Raw genomic sequence first — 19,340 nt, forward strand, 5'->3', positions numbered from 1 at the left:
CTTGTCCCATGTACGATGCACCACACTTCACCACACAGGAGACGGCCGTGACTGACGTCAAAATCAAAGCCAAGGACGTACAGGTCTATTACGGCGACAATCACGCGATCAAGGATGTCTCGGTCGAGATCGAGAACAACACCGTGACCGCCTTCATCGGCCCGTCGGGCTGTGGAAAATCAACCTTTCTGCGCTGCATCAACCGGATGAACGACACCATCGACATCTGCCGCGTCGAAGGGGACATCCTGATCGACGGCGATGACATCTACGACAAGCGGGTCGATCCTGTGCAGCTGCGCGCCAAGGTCGGCATGGTGTTCCAGAAACCCAACCCGTTCCCAAAATCGATCTATGACAACGTCGCTTACGGCCCCAGGATCCACGGCATGGCCCGCAACAAGGCCGAGATGGACGAGATTGTCGAACGCGCCCTGCGCCGCGGTGCCATCTGGGACGAGGTCAAGGACCGGCTTCAGGCTCCGGGCACCGGGCTTTCCGGTGGCCAGCAGCAGCGTCTGTGCATCGCCCGCGCCGTGGCGACCGAACCCGAAGTGCTGCTGATGGACGAACCGTGTTCCGCGCTTGACCCCATCGCCACCGCGCAGGTCGAGGAACTGATCGACGAACTGCGCCAGGACTACGCGGTTGTCATCGTCACGCACTCCATGCAGCAGGCCGCGCGCGTCAGCCAGAAAACCGCGTTTTTTCACCTGGGCAACCTTGTCGAATACGACGAGACATCCAAGATTTTCACAAACCCCGAAGACAGCCGCACCGAAAGCTACATCACCGGACGGATTGGATAAGATCGTGACCCCCAAGCAAGACCACATCTCAAGCGCCTTCGACCGCGACCTTGAAGGCATTCAGGCCCGGATCATGAAAATGGGCGGTCTGGTCGAACAGGCCATCCTTGATTCCGCGCAGGCACTGGAAACCCGCGACCAGGAACTGGCCGACAAGGTCCGCGCCGGGGACAAGGCGATCGACGAGCTTGAAGAGCTTCTGAACGAGGAAGCCGCCCGCGTGATCGCCCTGCGCGCGCCCACGGCCATCGACCTGCGGGTGATCCTGTCGGTCATGCGGATCAGCGCCAATCTCGAACGCATCGGCGATCTGGCCAAGAACCTGGCCAAGCGCAATGCAGTGCTGATGTCGATGCCGGCGATCAGCGGCTCTGCGTCACAATTGCGGCGCATGTCGCGTGATGTGCAGATCATGCTCAAGGATGCGCTCGACGCCTATATCCAGCGCGACGACAAGCTTGCAATGAGCGTGATCGAACGCGATGTCGACATCGACCAGATGTACAACACCCTGTTCCGCGAATTCCTGACCTTCATGCTGGAAGATCCGCGTAACATCACACCCTGCATGCACCTGCATTTCATCGCCAAGAATGTCGAACGCATGGGCGACCATGTCACCTCGATCGCCGAACAGGTGGTGTTTCTTGTCACGGGTGACAAACCGGACGAACCGCGCCAGAAAGAAGACAACACGTCAACCGATGCAAACCTGTCCCAATCCAACGACAGCAAGGTCTGATCCATGAACCGGGTCCAGCCGACAGTTCTGGTCGTCGAAGACGAACCCGCCCAGCGCGAGGTTCTGGGGTACAACCTGGAAGCCGAAGGCTTTCGCGTCGCCAAGGCCGAGAACGGCGAAGAGGCGCTGCTCCTCGTGGACGAGGAACAGCCCGACATCATCGTCCTGGACTGGATGCTTCCCAACGTGTCCGGGATCGAGGTGTGCCGGCAACTCAAGACCCGTGCCGACACGCGCAACGTGCCGATCATCATGCTTTCGGCCCGCTCTGAAGAGGTGGACCGCGTGCGGGGTCTGGAAACCGGCGCGGATGATTATGTGATCAAACCCTACTCCGTCGTCGAACTGATGGCCCGCGTGCGTGCGCAGCTGCGCCGGACCCGGCCGGCGGCGGCAGGCCTGCGTCTTGAATACGAAGATATCGTGCTCGACGCGGAAACCCACCGTGTGACGCGGCACGGGTCCGAGATCAAACTTGGCCCGACCGAATTTCGCCTGCTGTCGACGTTGATGGAAAAACCCGGCCGCGTCTGGTCGCGCGAACAGCTTCTGGATCGGGTCTGGGGCCGTGACATCTATGTCGATACCCGAACGGTGGATGTCCATATTGGCCGGTTGCGCAAATCGCTGACCACTGCCGGAGGAGCCGATCCCCTTCGCACCGTGCGCGGTGCAGGGTATTCTCTGGGCTGAACGGGCCACCGGCGGATGATGCGTCAACGCATCATTTCGTTTCCGTTGACGGAAACGCCCGCCGTCCTCACTCCTGCCGCTGCTCCACTGGCAGGATCACCGTAAACGTCGTGCCCTTGCCCAGCTGGCTGTCCACTTGCAACCGTCCGCGATGGCGGTTGACGATGTGTTTGACGATGGCAAGCCCAAGTCCGGTTCCTCCAAGCTCTCGCGACCGGTGACTGTCGACCCGGTAGAACCGCTCGGTCAGGCGCGGCAGATGCACGGTGTCGATCCCGGCCCCTGTGTCGCTCACCTCGATCCGAACCCCCTGCCCGCGCAGCCGGGTTTCGTAATCCGGCGCGCCAAGGCTCAGCCGGACAAAACTGCCTTTTCCGGAATACTTGATCGCGTTCTCCACCAGATTGGTCAGCACCTGACGCAACTGATCGGCATCGCCGGGGATCACGACGGGCGTATCAGGCAGATGCAGCGAAAGCTCGATCCCCGCCTCATCCGCCAATTGCGCCAGACTGTGCCGCGTCTGCTGGATCACCACACCAAGATCGACAGGATCGACCGGGCGCACCCGCTCATCGGCTTCGACCCGGCTCAGCGACAACAGGTCCGAGACCAGACGGTTCATCCGTCCGGCCTCTGCGCCCATGATTCCGAGGAACCGCTCTTGCGCCTTCGGGTCATTGCGCGCCGGTCCTTGCAGCGTTTCGATAAAGCCCAACAGCGCGGTCAGAGGTGTGCGCAGTTCGTGGCTCACATTGGCCACAAAATCCCGGCGCATCTGGCCCGCCTGCTCCATCGGCGTGATGTCTTCGAATGACACCAAAATGCCCAGCCGTCCCTGCATCGGCACCGGCCCGCAGGTCACACGGTAGGTGATGTCATGCTGCCCGTCATTGGTCAGGTGTCGGGTTTCGTGCCCGGTGCCATCGCGCTGGACCTGTTCGATGGTCTCGATCAGGGCTGGTTGGCGCAGCGCGGTGATGAAATGCCGTCCCTCTATATTCTTGCCCAGCAGCTTTTCAGCAGCGGCATTGACCGCGAAGATCCGTTCATCCGGCGCAATCAGCACCGCCGGGATGCCCAGCACCATCAGGATGTCGCGGGGGGCGGCTGTCATTTTGCGTCTGCCACCGCCGCAAGCCCGGCATCGAAAGCCGCGATCAGCGCGTCCGGGTCTTCCAGACCCACGGATACCCGGAAGAACCCTTCGGTCATGCCCAGCTTGGCGCGCCCCTCGGGTGTCAAACCCCGGTGCGACGAGGATGCTGGGTGCGACAGCGTTGTGCCCACATCTCCCAGCGTCGGAGCAAAGGCGATCTGGTCGGCCCCTTTGGTAAAGGCATTCGCCTCGGCGCGGCCACCATCCAGCTCGAAACTCACCATGTTGCATCCCCGCCCCTGCAACAGCCCTTGCGCGCGGGCGCGGTCCGGGTGGTCGGGACGCGTCGGATAAAGCACCCGCTTGACCAGACCCTGCCCCGCCAGATGGTCTGCCAGTCGCGCCGCCGTTGCCTCGGCCCGGTCAAAGCGCAAATCGAAAGACATCAGTCCGCGCTCGGCCAGCCAGCAATCGAACGGGCTTGGCGTCATGCCGGTGGTGACGGCGAAATCATAGATCGCCTTGGCATCGGCGGCCTCGCGGGCCGCCACCCAGCCCAGCGTCACGTCGGAATGTCCCGCCAGCAGCTTGGTCACGGAATGCAGCACCACATCCGCGCCCAATTCGAATGGCCGCACGGCGCGCGGTGTGGTGAAGGTGTTGTCCACCACCAGAAGCACACCTTTGTCACGGCACAGATCCGCAATCCCCTGCACATCGGCGATCCGCAGCGTCGGATTCGACACCACCTCGATCAGCACCAGCCGCGTGTTTGGCCGCAACGCCGCTGCCACCGCCGCCACATCTGTCGGATCAGCCAGCGTCGTCTCGATCCCCAGCCGGGGCAGATCGTCCCGCATCATGCGCAGGGACCGCCCGTACAACTGATCGCCCCCGACCACATGATCGCCCGCCTTGCACAGCCCCAGCAATACGGCTGTGACCGCCGCCATCCCCGACCCGAGAACCAGTCCGGGTTGCGGTGCATCTTCCATCGCGTCGATCCGGCGCGCCAGTACATCGGCGTTGGGATGGCCCTCGCGCGCATAGGTGTAGCCCGCCGCGCGTCCCTCGTATTGATCGTCAAGCCGGTCAGGCGTTTCGCTGGCATAGACGACAGATGGCATCAGAGGCGTGACCACAGGGGTCGACGCGCTGTGAGGAAAGCCGCGTGGGCGCATCAGGGTGGGTTTCATCATTGTCGCGGAACTCCGTTCAATTCTTGTCCGCAGGCCTGCCACAAAGCACAGGCGGCAACAATGGGCAGCGCGACAGCGCGTTTCGCAATCCCGCTCTTGCGCTGCACCAGCGCTCGGGCGATGACGGTCGTATGACACAGCGTCCTGATATCCTTTGCATCGGCTCTGTCCTCTGGGACGTGATCGGCCGCTCTGACCGCCACATGAAACAGGGCGCCGACGTGCCCGGCCACATTACCCGCCTGCCCGGTGGTGTCGCGATGAACATCGCAATGACTCTCGCGCGGTTCGATCTGCTACCTGCCTTGCTCAGTGTCATTGGCCGCGATGCCGAAGGTGATGAACTGGTCTTGACCTGCGAGCGGATGGGCCTGATCACGGATCACCTTTACCGCTCCGAAGACCTGCCCACCGATCAATACATGGCGATCGAAGCGGCCAACGGCCTGATCGCCGCCATTGCCGACGCGCATTCCCTTGAACAGGCGGGCGACAAGATCCTGCGCCCCCTGATCGACGGTCCCCTGGGATTTGTCGAAGCGCCGTTCCCCGGACCCATCGCGCTGGATGGCAACCTGACCGAAGCGCTGCTGGATCAGATCGTCCGCCACCCGGCGTTTTCCAAGGCCGACCTTCGGATTGCACCGGCCTCTCCCGGCAAGGCGGAACGCCTGTCGCCGTTCATCCGAAGCGGGCACGGTGTTCTTTATGTGAACCTCGAAGAGGCGGGCCTGCTGTGCCAGACCGAATTCGAAAGCGCGCCACAGGCCGGGGCTGCCCTGATCGAACGCGGCGCGGCGCGCGCGCTGGTCACCGATGGCGGCAATGTCACCTGTGACGCCACCAAGGATGGCATCCTGGCCGAACGCCCCCCCGAAGTAATGGTCACCCGCGTCACCGGCGCAGGCGACACCTTCATGGCCGCCCATATCGCGTCCGAACTGCGCGGCGCCGACCGCCCCACCGCGCTGCACCGCGCCCTTGCCACAGCCGCGGCCTACGTCGCCGGAGGAACCTGAAATGACCCATCTGCCGCTTGATATTTCCCCCGCCGTTCAGACCGCGCTTGATGCGCACAGGCCCGTGGTGGCGCTGGAATCGACCATCATCACCCACGGCATGCCCTGGCCGCAGAACCTTGAAACCGCACAGGCCATCGAGGCGACGATCCGCGACAACAAAGCAGAGCCTGCCACCATCGCCGTGATCGACGGTCGTCTTTGCGTCGGCCTGAGCGCCGAACAGCTTGAAACACTGGCGCAGGCCAAACACGTCGCCAAGCTCAGCCGCGCCGACATGGCGGTCTGTATGGCCAAGGGTGGCACCGGGGCAACCACGGTCGCGGCCACCATGATCGCCGCGCACCTCGCCGGGATCATGGTCTTCGCCACCGGAGGCATCGGCGGTGTGCATCGCGGCGCGGATCAAAGTTTCGATATCTCCGCCGATCTTCAGGAACTGGCACATACCCCTGTGACCGTCGTCGCGGCGGGCGCGAAAGCGATCCTCGATCTGCCCAAGACGCTCGAAGTTCTGGAAACACTCGGCGTTCCTGTGATGGCTTATGGTCAGGACACGCTGCCCGCCTTCTGGTCCCGCGCGTCGACCCTCAAGGCACCGCTTCGCGCCGACACGCCGCTTGAAATCGCCAAGGCTCATGTGATGCGCATGGCGCTTGGCCTGCCGGGTGGCCAGCTGATCGCCAACCCGATCCCCGCCGGAGCCGAGATTCCGCACGCCGAGATCCATCCGATGATCACGCGCGCCACACAGGACGCCGAAACCCACGGCATCTCTGGCAAGGCCCTTACACCTTACCTGCTGCAACGCATTTTCGAACTGACTGACGGGCGATCCCTCGATGCCAATATCGCGCTTGTGCTCAACAATGCTCGGCTTGGCGCACAAATTGCACAGGAATTGACGTCGCTGCGTTGAAAATCAGGCTCTTGCGCCGCGCACCCATTGTAGACGCCTGTCGGACGCCCTAGGTTTTCCCGGAACCAGTGACGGACCCGACATGACCACCCCATTCGAAGCCGAACGACGCAAGCCCGGTCTTTTTTCGCGTTTGCGGGCCAGCTTTCTGACCGGAATTGTCGTGATCGCTCCGGTTGCGCTGACGATCTGGCTGATCTGGACGATCATGGGGTGGATCGACGGGTTTGTGCTGCCTCTTGTACCCACCCGGTTCAACCCGGAACAGTATATCGGCATCAACCTGCGCGGGGTCGGGGTCATCTTTTTCCTGGTGTTCACGGTCTTTGTCGGCTGGGTCGCCAAGGGTCTGATCGGACGCTCGCTGATCCGCTTTGCCGAAGGACTGGTGGAACGCATGCCGGTGGTGCGGTCGATCTACAGCGGCGTCAAACAGATCGCCGAGACGATCTTTGCCCAATCCGAACGCAATTTCGAAACGGCCTGCCTGATCCAGTATCCGCGCAAGGGTATCTGGGCCATCGGCTTCATCTCGACCGACGCGCGGGGCGAGGTTGCCGACAGGGCCGAAACCATGGGCAAGCTGATTTCGGTCTTTGTGCCGACCACTCCGAACCCGACATCCGGCTTCCTGCTGTTTTTCCCGCAGGAAGACGTGATCGAGCTTGATATGTCGATCGAAGACGCCGCCAAGCTGGTGATCTCTGCGGGGCTGGTCTACCCCAACGCCAAGGATCCGACCCAGCCCGCCAAGGCCGCATAATATTTCTCGCGCCGACGCTTGAACCACAGGGACAGGCTGCACACCTGTCTGGAACGTCGCGCCGCACCCCCGCGCGCGCCACGCTTAGGAGCTTCCCTTGGACGTGTTTCTGGTGGCCTTCGGGCTGGCTGCGCTGCTGTTTGGCGGCGATCTTCTGGTGCGCGGCGCAGTTGCCGTGGCGCGCCACTTCAACGTGTCACCGCTTGTGATCGGCCTCACGCTGGTGGGCTTCGGCACCTCTGCCCCCGAACTGGTGACCTCGCTCAGCGCCGCCCTGTCTGGTGTGCCCGCCATCGCGTTGGGCAACGTGGTGGGCAGCAACATCGCCAACATCCTGCTGATCCTCGGTGTGGCCGCAGTGATCCGCCCGGTCGCGGCCCATATGCCCGCGCTCCCGCGCGAAGCCGGTTGGGTTGCGGGCAGCGCCCTGCTGTTGGTCGGGCTGGCGGTCTATGGCCAGATCACCTCTCTCACCGGTGCGGTGTTGCTCGCGCTCCTTGGCTTCTACCTCTGGGGGGCGTTCCGGTCCTCGGACACTCCGGATCAGGATCTTTCGATCCCGGCCGACCGGCTGCCGATTGCAGCGCTGATCCTGTTGGCCGGGCTTGCGCTGACCATCGGTGGTGCGATTGCGCTTGTCGATGGCGCAACCGGCATCGCGCGTGCCTATGGTGTGCCGGAAGCGGTGATCGGCCTGACCCTGGTGGCCGTGGGCACCTCCCTGCCCGAACTGGCCACCACCGTGATGGCGGCGCGGCGCGGGCAATCGGATGTCGCCCTCGGCAATATCCTGGGGTCCGGGATTTTCAACATCCTTGGCATCCTGGGCACAACGGCGCTTGTCGTACCCCTGCCCATCGCGACGGATCTCGGGCGTGACATCTGGATCATGCTGGCCGCAACGCTGCTGCTGATCGCAATGCTGTTCCTGACGTCCCGGATCAGCCGCAGCACCGGCGCGGGATTCCTGCTTCTCTATGCCGGCTACATGGCGTGGCTCAGCCAAACATTTTGACCAGATCCGCCGACTGCCGGGTTCCCAGATCCGCCTTGTGACGCGCCAGAAAACCGCCGGCCGCGCGCCGACCGGCGGCTTTCAGTTCCGCGATGACCGATGGCACCGGCACCATCTTGGTTGCCACCGACAGGTCGTTCATCAGGTCGTCATCCGCGATCATATGCACCCGCATGTTCTTCATCGCACCGTCTTTGACCGCGCCCTGCGTGATCAGTCGCTGCACAAATTCGATCGCTCGCAATTCGCGCAGCAACGATGAATTGAAACTGATCTCGTTGATCCGGTTCTGAATCTCGTTCGGCATCACCGGCACGCTGTCACGCACCATCGGATTGATGTTCACGATGACAACGTCGTCCGGCAAACCGCCGTGAAACAATGGAAAAAGCGCCGGGTTTCCGGTATAGCCGCCATCCCAGAACGCCTCTGTCTCCCCGGTTTGCGGGTCTTTCACCTCAACCGCCTGGAACAGGGTCGGCAGACAGGCCGAGGCAAGGATGCTCTGGGTGCTGATGGTAGTACCTTCGAACACCCGCACCTTGCCGTCGCGCACATTGGTGGCACAGACATATAACTTTGGCCCCTCCATCGCACAGACCCGCCCGAAATCGAACTGGGCGACGATCTTTTCCAGCGGATTTTCGTATAACGGGCCCCAGGCATAGGGCGACATCATCCGCCCCAAGGTGTCGCCCAGCATGTAGATCGGTGACAGCTCCATGGATTTGCTGATCGCGCCCGGCGTCGGAAGCCACGCCTGCATCCATTTGGGAACGGCCAGATCGTCCAATCGCGCCACCTGCGCCCAGAGCCAGTCAAGGTTGTCGCGCGCGCCCTGCCGCCCGTCGACCAGCCACCCGGACTTGAGCGCGGCCCCGTTCAGCGCCCCTGCCGAGGTGCCGGTGATCGCGGCAATCTCGATGTCGTCCTCTTCCAGAAGCCGGTCCAGTACACCCCAGGTAAACGCGCCATGCGCCCCGCCGCCCTGTAGCGCAAGATTGATCTTCACCATGCCGGTTTCCTGCTTCTCTGGTTCAACAATATCCTTGGGAGCACGAGGGGCGGACCCCTCGTTCCCCAATTTAGCTTAGGCTCCGCGCTCAGGCAGCCGTCCAGCCGCCATCCACGGCCAGGGATGTCCCGGTGATCTGATCCGCCGCGTCGCTGCAGAGGAACAACACCGTCCCGGCAAGCTGTTCCACGGTCACGAATTCCTTGGAGGGTTGCTTGGCCAGGATCACCTTTTCGACAGCTTCGTCTTCGGAAATCCCGTATTGCTTGGCCGTATCGGGAATCTGCGCCTCAACCAGCGGGGTCAGGACATATCCCGGACAGACGGCGTTGCAGGTGATCGGTTCCTTGGCGGTTTCCAGACCCACGGTCTTGGTCAGCCCCAGAACGCCGTGCTTGGCTGTGACATAGGCCGCCTTGAATGGGGATGCGCGCAGCCCGTGCCCGGAGGCGATATTCACGATCCGGCCCCAACCTGCCTTGCGCATCATCGGCAATGCGGCGGCTGTGGTGTGAAATGAAGACGACATGTTGATCGCAATGATCGCGTCCCATTTCTCGACTGGGAATTCATCCACCGGCGCGACATGCTGGATACCCGCATTGTTTACCAGAATATCGCAGGTGCCGGCCTTTTCGATCAGCGCGCGGCACTGGTCGGGTTTGGACATATCCGCCTGGATATAGCGCACCGTGACGCCATGTTCTTTTGCGATCTCTTCGGCCAGCGCGTGATCTTCGGCAGTGTCCGTGAACGAATTGATCACCACATCCGCCCCGGCGCGCGCCAATTCATGCGCCACACCCAGACCGATCCCGGAATTCGATCCGGTGATGACAGCGGTTTTTCCCTTCAGCGACATGATCGCTCCTTCCTTCGTGTTTGCTTGTGCAGCACGCTACATGCTGCGTTTGCATAATACAAAGCAAGGATCTGTGTGTCAGGCCGCCGGAGGCTGTGCGCCGAAAAAGCCGATGATCTCGGTCAGGCGCCGGTCGGAACCGACACGTCCAATGTCGAGTCCGCTCACCGGAACAGATCCATCCGCCACCACCAGACGCCACGCAAAGCGGATCCGGTCGTGGTGCTGGTCCACACCCGATGTCAGTTCGATTCGCGCCCTCGGAAACTGTGCGTGAACCTGTCCGATATGCCCGACAAGCGATTCGCGTCCCAACGCCTCGCCACTGGGGTCCTGATACAGGCCATTCTCCGCCCATGCGATCTCAAGCAGCGCGCGTCGTTTGTCCGTGTCGGGTTCGCACCACGCGTCCCCATAGGCCTTTAATACGGGCTTCAAACTGTTCATGTCGCTACTCCTCCTGCTGCGTCAGCCTTGCAGATCGAGTGGCGTTCAGACAGAAAAAAACCCCGGCACGAAGCCGGGGTTAAGTTATTGAGGCAGGTTTCATACAGGCAAGAAACCTATCGAGCAGTGACTCCCTTATAGGCAATTCTTCGCAGCGATCCAAGCTAAAAGTTTGAAAAGCCACAAAAGCCCCGTTACCTTCAGGTTCAATAAAACAAGGGCAGACAGGGATTGTTGCGAAAATGAGATCGGATTTTTTCCTAAAACGGCAACTTGTCGTGGCTGCAATTGCAGTCGCGTTAAGCGCGCAATCCGGGGCCGCGGACCCGCAGCACGGCATAGCTATGTATGGCGACCCGGAACTACCACCGGATTTTGTGTCCCTGCCTTATGCCAACCCGGACGCGCCCAAGGGCGGGCGTATCGTCACCGGCGAGGTCGGCAGCTTTGACAGCCTCAATCCGCACATCTCCAAAGGCTCTACCCCGTGGCAGCTTCGGTTCCTGGCCTATGAAAGCCTGATGGGCCGGAATTGGGATGAACCCTTCACGCTGTACGGCCTTTTGGCCGAATCGATTGAGGTGGGTGAGAACCGCGAATGGGTCGAATTTGTCCTGCGCGAAGAGGCTGCGTTTTCGGACGGCACGCCTCTGACCGTGGAAGACGTGATGTGGTCTTACGAAACGCTCGGCACCATCGGCCACCCGCGCTATCACGGCGCGTGGAACAAGATCGCGTCGATGGAACAGACAGGCCCGCGCAGCCTCCGGTTCACCTTCAACGAAGAAGATCCGGAAATGGCGCTCTTGATCGGGATGCGCCCGATCCTGAAAAAGGCCCAGTGGGACGGCAAGGAATTCGACGCCTCCGGCATCGACGAAGTGCCGATCACCACAGCACCTTATGTGGTCGACGACTACGAGGCTGGCCGATTTGTCAGCCTCAAGCGCAATCCCGAATACTGGGGCCAAAGCGTCAACTTCATGCGTGGTCAGGCCAACCTTGATGAAATCCGCCTTGAATTCTACGGTGACGGCACCGCCATGTTCGAGGCGTTCAAGGCCGGTGCGCTGAATTCCAGCCGCGAATTCAATATCGAGAGATGGGACACGCAATACGATTTTCCCGCCATCGACAGCGGCGAAGTCGTCAAATCGGTGATCCCGCATGAACGCCCTTCGGGCATGACCGGTTTTGTGATGAACACCCGCCGCGACGTGTTCGAGGATTGGCGCGTCCGCGATGCCATGCTGCACGCCTTCAACTTCGAATTCATCAACGAAACCATGACCGGCTCCAAACAGCCGCGCATCACGTCCTATTTCTCGAACTCGGTTCTGGGGATGGAGGATGGCCCGGCGGACGGCCGCGTGCGTGACCTGCTGGAACCGTTCGCCGCAGACCTGTTGCCCGGCGCGCTTGATGGATATGCCCTGCCGCAATCTGATGGCACAGAACGCAACCGGGGCAACATCCGCGCGGCCATCGACCTGATGGAACAGGCGGGGTACACGATCTCCGAAGGCAAGATGGTTGGCCCCGACGGGGAACCCTTCACCTTCGAGATCCTGCTGCAACAGGGCAGCAGCGAAGAACAATCCATCATCGACCTATTCACGCAATCGCTCGAACGGGTCGGCATCACCCCGAAAATCACGGCAATCGACAGCGCCCAGTTCAAAGAGCGCACAACCAATTACGATTTCGACATGAGCTACAACCGCTGGGGCATGTCGCTCAGTCCGGGCAACGAACAAAAGCTGTACTGGGGCTGTGACGGTGTCGAAACACCGGGCACGCGCAACTGGATGGGCATGTGTTCCCCGGCGGCAGAGGCGATGATCGACGCAATCCTCAACTCGGACACGCGCGAAGACTTCGTCGCCGCCACGCAGGCGCTGGACCGGGTCCTGACCACCGGCCGCTATGTGATCCCGATCTACCAGTGGAACATCAGCCGCATCGCCCACGCGAAAGAGCTGAAATACCCCGAGGCCATCCCGATCTACGGCGACTGGATCGGCTGGCAGCCAGATGTCTGGTGGTGGGAAGAGGAGTAAGCCATGCGGACTTTGGTTCTTTTGGCGGTGCTTGCAGGCACGCTGAGTGCCTGTGCCACCGTTGACGGTGTCGGACAGGATATTTCGACCGGATCGCGCACCGTCCAGAGCTGGTTCTGACACCGACTGCAACCAAAGTCCGTGGCGCTTTTCTGCCTGCGGTGGAAAAACGCTTTTGCGAATTTGGCACTGTATGCCATCGTATATGGTGCGAGGGGCGTTTGGAGGAACGCCTGATGACCTGGACCGAGATCACTGAAAACTGGCACACGGCCCTTGCACGGCTGGAGTCGCGGTTCCCATTGTTGGACCGCGATGCGTTGAGTATGCCCCCCGAAAGCATGACTGGCCTCTCGGATCATCTCGCGGATACCCACGACCTGACCACGCTGGAAGCGACCGAAGAACTGGCGGATTGGCTGTTTGTTGAATCCCTGGTCCGTCAGGCTGGCGACCTGCGCCTTCATTGACTGTTACTGGTCAGTTCAGCGATGTGACCCACAGGATGTTGGCATCCTCGTCCGACACCGAAATCACATTGTGACCCATCGTGGCATCATAATAGGCGGAATCGCCGCGACGCATGTCGATGGGTTCATAGAATTCGGTATAGAGCCGGATCACCCCGGTCAGGACGTATAGAAATTCTTCCCCGTCATGGCGCACCCAGCCGTCGAATTCGTCGACCGACCGCGCCCGCACCCGAGCGCGATAGGGAAGCATCTGCTTCTTGGTCAGGGACTCCGCCAAAAGCTCGTGTTCATAAGTGGTTGTGGCGTGTTGTTGACCTTGCCCATTGGGCGTCATCACCATCCGGCCATTCACCTTTTCGCGCTGCGGCGGCGTGAACAATTGCGGCACGCTGATCTGAAGGCCAACCGCCAGCTTTTTCAGCGCGTCATAGGTCGGCGACATTTGCCCGTTCTCGATCTTGGACAGGGTCGATCGCGCCAGCCCGGCCTGCTGCGCCGCCTGTTCAAGCGTCCAGTTATGTGCCTTGCGCAGTTCGCGCACGCGCTCCCCAAGGTTCAGCGGCTCCGGTTGATCATGGCTTCCGGTGTCGCGCGCGATACGGATCAGGTTCCTGGGATCATCAGACATGGCGAGGTCTATATCGGCCGGTCACTCGCCCCGCAAGCCGCGCTTGCGACCGGTTGCATTCCACCCTAGGCCTTGCGCATGACGTCCGTGTTCGACCAAAGCCCCTATCCGGCCTGCCCGTCCGGATTCAATCTTGCTGCCCATGTGCTGGCCGCCGCCGACCGTGTGCCCGACAAGATCGCGCTGGCCGTGGTCAAACCCACAGGTGCCCAGCGGTGGAGTTATGCGCGGCTCAAGCAGGCCGTCCTTGGCTGCGCCACCGGGTTTCTGGACAGCGGGCTGAAACCCGGCGACCGCCTGTTGATGCGCGTCGGCAATGCCGTCGAATTCCCCGTCGCCTACCTTGCCGCGATTGCCGTGGGCATCGTCCCGATCCCCACCTCTTCGCAATTGACGGATGCCGAGGTGCAGGTGCTGATCGACATGACCGACCCGGCGGCGGTTCTGCATGACGGGATCACGGCCTGTCCGGACACCGTACGGATGATCGGTACGGTTCAACTGTCCGAATGGGACGGTTTGCCCCCTGCACAGGTCGATTACGGCGATCCGGACCGACTCGCCTATATCATCTTCACCTCCGGCACATCCGGCACACCCCGCGCCGTGTGCCATGCCCACCGCGCCATCTGGGCGCGGGGCATGATGATGGAGGGCTGGTACGGTCTGACCGAAAATGACCGCCTGATGCACGCAGGCGCGTTCAACTGGACCTATACACTTGGCACGGGATTGCTTGACCCGTGGACCAAAGGGGCCACCGCCCTGATCCCGGCGCAGGGCGTCGAACATGTACAGATTGCACTGCTCCTGAAGCGGCACGAAGCCACGATTTTCGCAGCTGCCCCGGGTGTTTACAGGAATATCCTGAAGTCAGACGCATTGAACCTTCCCAGACTTCGCCATGGCCTTTCCGCCGGTGAAAAGCTGCCCCAGGCCATCCGTGACGCGTGGCACACCGCCACAGGCACCCACGTTTACGAAGCGTTCGGCATGTCCGAATGCTCGACCTTCATCTCAAGCGCATCGGGATCGCCATCGCTTGCACCCCAAAGCCTTGGCTGGCCCCAACCGGGACGTCACGTCGCGATCGTGGGTAAAGACGGCACCGTCCCCACCGGCGAAACCGGCATCATCGCTGTTCACAAGTCCGATCCCGGTCTGATGCTGGGCTATCTGAACCAGCCGGACGAGACCGCGACCCGCTTTCACGGCGATTGGTTCCTGACCGGGGATATGGGCGAAATGACTGAAAACAAAGACATTCTCTATCATGGCCGATCCGATGACATGATGAATGCAGGCGGCTATCGTGTCAGCCCACTTGAGGTCGAGGCGGCCCTGCTCACACATCCAGACATCCACGATATTGGCGTTACCGACATCGACATCAAACCCGACACGCGCATCATCGCGGCCTATTATGTCGCTGATCGCGATATCGACGTGGACGAATTGACCACCTTTGCAGCGCAAAACCTGGCGCGCTACAAGCAGCCAAGGCTTTATCAGCGTGTCGAAACCCTACCCCGGAACGCCAACAACAAACTGGTGAGACGGGCGTTGCCGGATCAGGCAACGCTCTGAAAGCAGTTGCTTATCATTCAAGACCTTGTCTGTTAAACGGGGTCAAACGACACAAAGGAAAGACACATGGTCAAGCTCGACATCATGTCCGACCCGATCTGCCCGTGGTGCTATATCGGCAAGACCAATCTGGATCGCGCACTGCAACAACGCCCGGATCATCCGTTCCTGATCACCTGGCACCCGTTTCAGTTGAACCCCGACATGCCCAAAGGCGGAATGGACCGGCGTGAATACTTGGAAACCAAGTTCGGCGGCAAGGACGGCGCGGTCAAAGCCTATGCGCCCGTGGTCGAAAACGCAGAGAAGGCGGGGTTGAAGATCAACTTCGAAGGCATTGAAAAGACGCCGAATACCCTAGACGCACACCGTCTGATCCATTGGGCCGGGATCGAAGAACACCAGACCGAAGTCGTGGACGCGCTGTTTCAGGCCTACTTTGTCGAAGGGCGCGATATTGGCGATCATGATGTGCTGGCCGACATCGCAGACACCTGCGGCATGGATGCCAGCGTGGTGCTGCGCTTGCTGGCCACCGACGAAGACCACCGCGAGATCGTGGACCGCGACGCCGCCGCGCGGGGCATGGGTGTCACTTCGGTGCCCACCTTCATCGTCGCAGGCAAACACGCTGTCCCCGGCGCACAGCCAACCGAATTGTGGTTGCAGGTTCTGGATGACCTCGCACAGGGTGCCTCTCTGGACGCATGACAAACCGCTTTCGCATTGCAACGCTGATCCTGACACTGCTGGCCATCGTCGCGACAGGCACAGCGTTCTTTCGCTGGGCCGAAGGCTGGAGCTGGCTGGATTCGTATTTCTTCACCGTCGTCACCCTGTCGACGGTGGGTTATGGCAGCCTTGTTCCGGCAACCGCGCTTGGCAAGATCGGGACAACGGTGTTCATCTTTGTCGGGCTTGGCGTCTTCGCCGTGTCGATCCAGCAGTTCGGAATGTTCGCCATGCGCAAGCGCGAAGAACATGTCGAATGGATCGTGGGACGCCTTGGACCGCCCAGGGAAAGTGCAAACACCGATGACGATCCGGGCGCGCCGCCCCCGCCTGCCGCGTCACCCGATGCCTGAACCGAGCGAGGCCTGTTCCCTGATCTGACTTGGTGCTAGGGCTGTCGGCACATTCTCAGGACCGCTTCATGCCGAACGCCATGCCCCGCAAAGAATTCATCGCATTAATGGCCATGCTGGCGGCAACGGTGGCCCTGTCGATTGATGCGATGCTGCCTGCGCTGCCGCAGATCGGGCAGGAACTGACCCCGGACAACCTCAATCAGGCGCAGTTGATCCTGACCACATTTGTGCTTGGCATGGGGTTGGGGACGTTTTTCACCGGGCCGCTGTCCGACACCTATGGCCGCAAGAGCGTGATGCTCTGGGGGGCCGCACTTTACACGGTCAGCGCCTATATCGCGTCCACGGCCGAAACGCTTGAGGTGCTGTTGATTGCGCGGGTGTTTCAGGGGCTGGGCGCGGCAGGTCCGCGTGTGGTGGCAATGGCGGTTGTCCGCGACCTCTACATGGGGCGCGGCATGGCGCAGATCGTGTCCTTCATCATGATCGTCTTTACCATCGTTCCGGCCATTGCGCCGCTCTTGGGCGCATTCGTGATCGACGCCTATAGCTGGCGCGCGGTGTTTTACGGGTTCATGGGGTTCTCGGTCATTTCAGCGCTGTGGCTTGCCATTCGCCTGCCCGAGACCCTGCCGCCCGAGCGCCGCCGTCCGTTCCGGTTTCATGCCCTGCGCAGCGCGGTGATCGAGATGTTTGTGCATCCCGTCGTGCGGCTGTCCATCGTGGTGCAAGGCCTGTGTTTCGCCATGCTGTTTTCCATGCTGTCGAGCGTTCAGCAGATTTACGACATCACCTTTGGCCGCGCAGACACATTTGCGCTGTGGTTCGGGTTTGTTGCGGTCATTGCGGCCAGTTCCGGCATTCTGAACGCCAGTCTGGTGATGCGGTTGGGCATGATGTTCCTGGTGCGCGCCATGCTGCTTGCGCAGGTGGGACTGTCTGCACTCATGATTGCCGCAGGTTATGCTGCGACCGCCGGGCATATTTCGAATGACCTCTATTTCGGATGTTTCGTCATCTGGCAGATTTCGCTTTTCTTTCAGGCCGGCATGACGCTTGGCAATCTGGTGGCAATCGCGCAGGAACCGATGGGTCATATCGCGGGCATTGCGGCAAGTGTGGTTGGATCGGTGGCCACGGTATGCGGTGTGATCCTGGCGATTCCGGTCGGTCTGATGTTCGACGGAACACCGACGCCTCTGGCGATTTCCATATTTTTCGAAGCAGCGGCGGCGTTGCTGTTGATGCGCCTGATGATGCAGGCGGATGCGCAGCTTTCACCGTCCCCCATGAATTGACCCGACAACGGAAAGGACCCTCCAATGTCGAAAATCAAAGTTGATAACCCCATCGTTGAAATGGACGGCGATGAAATGACCCGGATCATCTGGGATTTCATCAAGACCAAGCTGATCCAGCCCTATCTCGACATCGACCTGCTATATTACGATCTCGGGATCGAGGAACGCGACCGCACCGAGGATCAGGTGACGGTGGATGCCGCCGAAAAGACCAAGGAGGTGGGCGTCGCTGTCAAATGCGCGACGATCACCCCCGATGAGGCGCGGGTCGAGGAATTCGGCCTCAAGCAGATGTGGCGCAGCCCCAACGGCACGATCCGCAACATCCTGGGCGGCGTGATCTTTCGCCAGCCGATCATCTGCCGCAACGTGCCGCGTCTTGTGCCCGGCTGGACCAAACCCATCGTGGTGGGCCGTCACGCCTTTGGCGATCAGTACAAGGCCACCGATTTCAAGTTCCCCAGCGCGGGCAAGCTGACGATGAAGTTCGTGGGCGAAGACGGAACCGTGATCGAACGCGAAGTCTATGACGCGCCGTCGTCGGGCGTGTTCATGGGGATGTACAACCTTGACGACTCGATCACCGATTTCGCACGCGCATCCCTGAATTATGGTCTCAACATCGGCTGGCCGGTTTACCTGTCCACCAAGAACACGATCCTCAAGCAATATGACGGCCGGTTCCTCGAGATTTTTCAGCACATCTACGACACCGAATTCCGTGAGGCGTTCGAGGCCAAGGGCATCGAATACCAGCACCGCCTGATCGACGACATGGTTGCTTCGGCGCTGAAATGGTCGGGCGGTTTTGTCTGGGCCTGCAAGAATTACGATGGTGACGTGCAGTCCGACACCGTGGCGCAGGGGTTCGGGTCGCTGGGCATGATGTCGTCGATCCTGATGACACCCGATGGCAAGATCGTCGAATCCGAAGCCGCCCATGGCACCGTCACACGGCATTACCGCCAGCATCAGGCAGGCGAACAGACCTCGACCAATTCCATCGCGTCGATCTATGCGTGGACCGGCGCCTTGAAACATCGCGCCAAGCTGGACGAGAACATCAGCCTGCGCGCCTTTGCCGAAACGCTGGAGCGGGTCGTGGTTGAGACTGTCGAAGCCGGGTTCATGACCAAGGATCTGGCCCTGCTGGTTGGACCGCAGCAAAGCTGGCTGACCACGATGGGATTCCTTGAAAAGCTGGATGAGCGGTTGAACGCGGCCTTGACGGGCTGATCCGAGACTTGACTTGTGGCGGGTATGTCATAATTGCTGACCTATGTTTCTGCTCAGCAAACCATCCGCCGACCGGCACACGGTTCTGGAAGACATCCAGGGTATCCTGATCGGCGCCATCCTTGTGGCGCTGGCGATCCAGTTCCTGGCGCAGAGCAATCTGCTGACCGGACAGATCGCCGGGCTGGCGTTGGTGACAAGCTATGTGACCGACTGGTCCTTCGGGCTGGTCTTTTTCGTGCTGAACCTGCCCTTCTACATCCTTGCAGTGTATCAGCTTGGCTGGACCTTCACGCTCAAGACCTTTGCCGCCGTCGCGCTGATGTCCACGATATCCGAGCTGTTCCCATATGTGCTGACGCTCGACACGGTGCATCCGGCACTG

General features: G+C 61.0%; 22 protein-coding genes. 16 read left to right on the plus strand and 6 right to left on the minus strand.

Annotated features, from left to right (window positions below; genetic code table 11):
• The first annotated feature begins 8 nt into the window (after positions 1-8).
• The 3 genes from pstB to phoB are packed head-to-tail and all read left to right on the plus strand — an operon-like array spanning position 9 to position 2,244.
• Complete coding sequence (pstB, locus tag ACTIEN_RS16065) at positions 9-809, plus strand: phosphate ABC transporter ATP-binding protein PstB (protein ID WP_439524163.1); 801 nt, start codon at positions 9-11, stop codon at positions 807-809.
• Positions 810-813: 4 nt separating this feature from the next.
• Complete coding sequence (gene phoU, locus ACTIEN_RS16070; RefSeq protein ID WP_439524164.1) at positions 814-1,551, plus strand: phosphate signaling complex protein PhoU; 738 nt, start codon at positions 814-816, stop codon at positions 1,549-1,551.
• Positions 1,552-1,554: 3 nt separating this feature from the next.
• On the plus strand, positions 1,555-2,244 hold the full coding sequence (gene phoB, locus ACTIEN_RS16075) for a phosphate regulon transcriptional regulator PhoB (protein ID WP_439524165.1): 690 nt from the start codon (positions 1,555-1,557) through the stop codon (positions 2,242-2,244).
• Between the two features lie 67 nt (positions 2,245-2,311).
• On the opposite strand, the gene ACTIEN_RS16080 is transcribed toward phoB, so the two are convergent.
• Positions 2,312-3,361 (minus strand): ATP-binding protein, encoded by a 1,050-nt coding sequence (locus ACTIEN_RS16080; RefSeq protein WP_439524166.1) that lies wholly within the window; start codon positions 3,359-3,361, stop codon positions 2,312-2,314.
• On the minus strand, positions 3,358-4,539 hold the full coding sequence (locus ACTIEN_RS16085) for a trans-sulfuration enzyme family protein (RefSeq protein WP_439524184.1): 1,182 nt from the start codon (positions 4,537-4,539) through the stop codon (positions 3,358-3,360). Before ACTIEN_RS16085 ends, ACTIEN_RS16080 begins: the two co-directional genes overlap by 4 nt.
• A gap of 134 nt (positions 4,540-4,673) precedes the next feature.
• Between ACTIEN_RS16085 and ACTIEN_RS16090 the strand changes: the two genes are divergently transcribed.
• From ACTIEN_RS16090 to ACTIEN_RS16105, 4 genes are all read left to right on the plus strand, one after another.
• Complete coding sequence (locus tag ACTIEN_RS16090) at positions 4,674-5,561, plus strand: PfkB family carbohydrate kinase (protein ID WP_439524167.1); 888 nt, start codon at positions 4,674-4,676, stop codon at positions 5,559-5,561.
• A 1-nt stretch (position 5,562) separates the two neighbouring features.
• Positions 5,563-6,480, plus strand: a complete 918-nt coding sequence (locus tag ACTIEN_RS16095; protein WP_439524168.1) for a pseudouridine-5'-phosphate glycosidase — start codon at positions 5,563-5,565, stop codon at positions 6,478-6,480.
• An 82-nt stretch (positions 6,481-6,562) separates the two neighbouring features.
• Entirely contained in the window at positions 6,563-7,243 is a 681-nt protein-coding gene (locus tag ACTIEN_RS16100; RefSeq protein ID WP_439524169.1) for a DUF502 domain-containing protein, read from the plus strand.
• A gap of 103 nt (positions 7,244-7,346) precedes the next feature.
• Complete coding sequence (locus ACTIEN_RS16105; RefSeq protein WP_439524185.1) at positions 7,347-8,258, plus strand: calcium/sodium antiporter; 912 nt, start codon at positions 7,347-7,349, stop codon at positions 8,256-8,258.
• Here the strand turns inward: ACTIEN_RS16105 and ACTIEN_RS16110 are convergent.
• The 3 genes from ACTIEN_RS16110 to ACTIEN_RS16120 form a co-directional block, all read right to left on the minus strand.
• Positions 8,242-9,273: a patatin-like phospholipase family protein gene (locus tag ACTIEN_RS16110; RefSeq protein ID WP_439524170.1), complete on the minus strand. Its 1,032-nt coding sequence runs from the start codon at positions 9,271-9,273 to the stop codon at positions 8,242-8,244. The two genes, ACTIEN_RS16105 and ACTIEN_RS16110, sit on opposite strands and share 17 nt — an antisense overlap.
• An 88-nt stretch (positions 9,274-9,361) precedes the next feature.
• Positions 9,362-10,135 carry a 3-hydroxybutyrate dehydrogenase gene (locus ACTIEN_RS16115; RefSeq protein WP_439524171.1) on the minus strand — a complete coding sequence of 258 codons (774 nt, stop codon included), beginning with the start codon at positions 10,133-10,135 and terminating at the stop codon, positions 9,362-9,364.
• Positions 10,136-10,213: 78 nt separating this feature from the next.
• Positions 10,214-10,582, minus strand: coding sequence for a hypothetical protein (locus ACTIEN_RS16120; protein WP_439524172.1), 369 nt, complete (start codon positions 10,580-10,582; stop codon positions 10,214-10,216).
• A gap of 242 nt (positions 10,583-10,824) precedes the next feature.
• Here ACTIEN_RS16120 and ACTIEN_RS16125 point away from each other — a divergent pair, with 242 nt between their 5' ends.
• The 3 genes from ACTIEN_RS16125 (at position 10,825) to ACTIEN_RS16135 (ending at position 13,112) form a co-directional block, all read left to right on the plus strand.
• Positions 10,825-12,642 carry an extracellular solute-binding protein gene (locus ACTIEN_RS16125; RefSeq protein WP_439524173.1) on the plus strand — a complete coding sequence of 606 codons (1,818 nt, stop codon included), beginning with the start codon at positions 10,825-10,827 and terminating at the stop codon, positions 12,640-12,642.
• 3 nt (positions 12,643-12,645) lie between these two features.
• Positions 12,646-12,762, plus strand: coding sequence for an entericidin EcnA/B family protein (locus ACTIEN_RS16130; protein WP_439524174.1), 117 nt, complete (start codon positions 12,646-12,648; stop codon positions 12,760-12,762).
• Positions 12,763-12,878: 116 nt separating this feature from the next.
• Complete coding sequence (locus tag ACTIEN_RS16135; RefSeq protein WP_439524175.1) at positions 12,879-13,112, plus strand: hypothetical protein; 234 nt, start codon at positions 12,879-12,881, stop codon at positions 13,110-13,112.
• A 10-nt stretch (positions 13,113-13,122) separates the two neighbouring features.
• Here the strand turns inward: ACTIEN_RS16135 and ACTIEN_RS16140 are convergent, their stop codons facing one another.
• Complete coding sequence (locus ACTIEN_RS16140) at positions 13,123-13,743, minus strand: helix-turn-helix domain-containing protein (RefSeq protein WP_439524176.1); 621 nt, start codon at positions 13,741-13,743, stop codon at positions 13,123-13,125.
• Between the two features lie 78 nt (positions 13,744-13,821).
• Between ACTIEN_RS16140 and ACTIEN_RS16145 the strand changes: the two genes are divergently transcribed.
• The 6 genes from ACTIEN_RS16145 to ACTIEN_RS16170 all read left to right on the plus strand — a co-directional run.
• Positions 13,822-15,330, plus strand: coding sequence for a class I adenylate-forming enzyme family protein (locus tag ACTIEN_RS16145; RefSeq protein WP_439524177.1), 1,509 nt, complete (start codon positions 13,822-13,824; stop codon positions 15,328-15,330).
• A 66-nt stretch (positions 15,331-15,396) separates the two neighbouring features.
• The gene (locus ACTIEN_RS16150; protein ID WP_439524178.1) at positions 15,397-16,041 is read left to right on the plus strand and encodes a DsbA family oxidoreductase; all 645 of its coding nucleotides are present in this window, start codon (positions 15,397-15,399) and stop codon (positions 16,039-16,041) included.
• A complete protein-coding gene (locus ACTIEN_RS16155; protein WP_439524179.1) occupies positions 16,038-16,415 on the plus strand; it encodes a potassium channel family protein in 378 nt (125 codons plus the stop codon). Before ACTIEN_RS16150 ends, ACTIEN_RS16155 begins: the two co-directional genes overlap by 4 nt.
• Positions 16,416-16,483: 68 nt before the next feature.
• On the plus strand, positions 16,484-17,716 hold the full coding sequence (locus ACTIEN_RS16160; RefSeq protein ID WP_439524180.1) for a multidrug effflux MFS transporter: 1,233 nt from the start codon (positions 16,484-16,486) through the stop codon (positions 17,714-17,716).
• Between the two features lie 24 nt (positions 17,717-17,740).
• Entirely contained in the window at positions 17,741-18,955 is a 1,215-nt protein-coding gene (locus tag ACTIEN_RS16165) for an NADP-dependent isocitrate dehydrogenase (protein WP_439524181.1), read from the plus strand.
• Positions 18,956-18,998: 43 nt separating this feature from the next.
• Positions 18,999-19,340: YitT family protein (locus ACTIEN_RS16170; protein ID WP_439524182.1), on the plus strand; the 342-nt coding region annotated here is incomplete at its 3' end.

Origin of the sequence: Marivita sp., from assembly GCF_051859345.1 — a bacterium.
Taxonomy (GTDB): domain Bacteria; phylum Pseudomonadota; class Alphaproteobacteria; order Rhodobacterales; family Rhodobacteraceae; genus Marivita.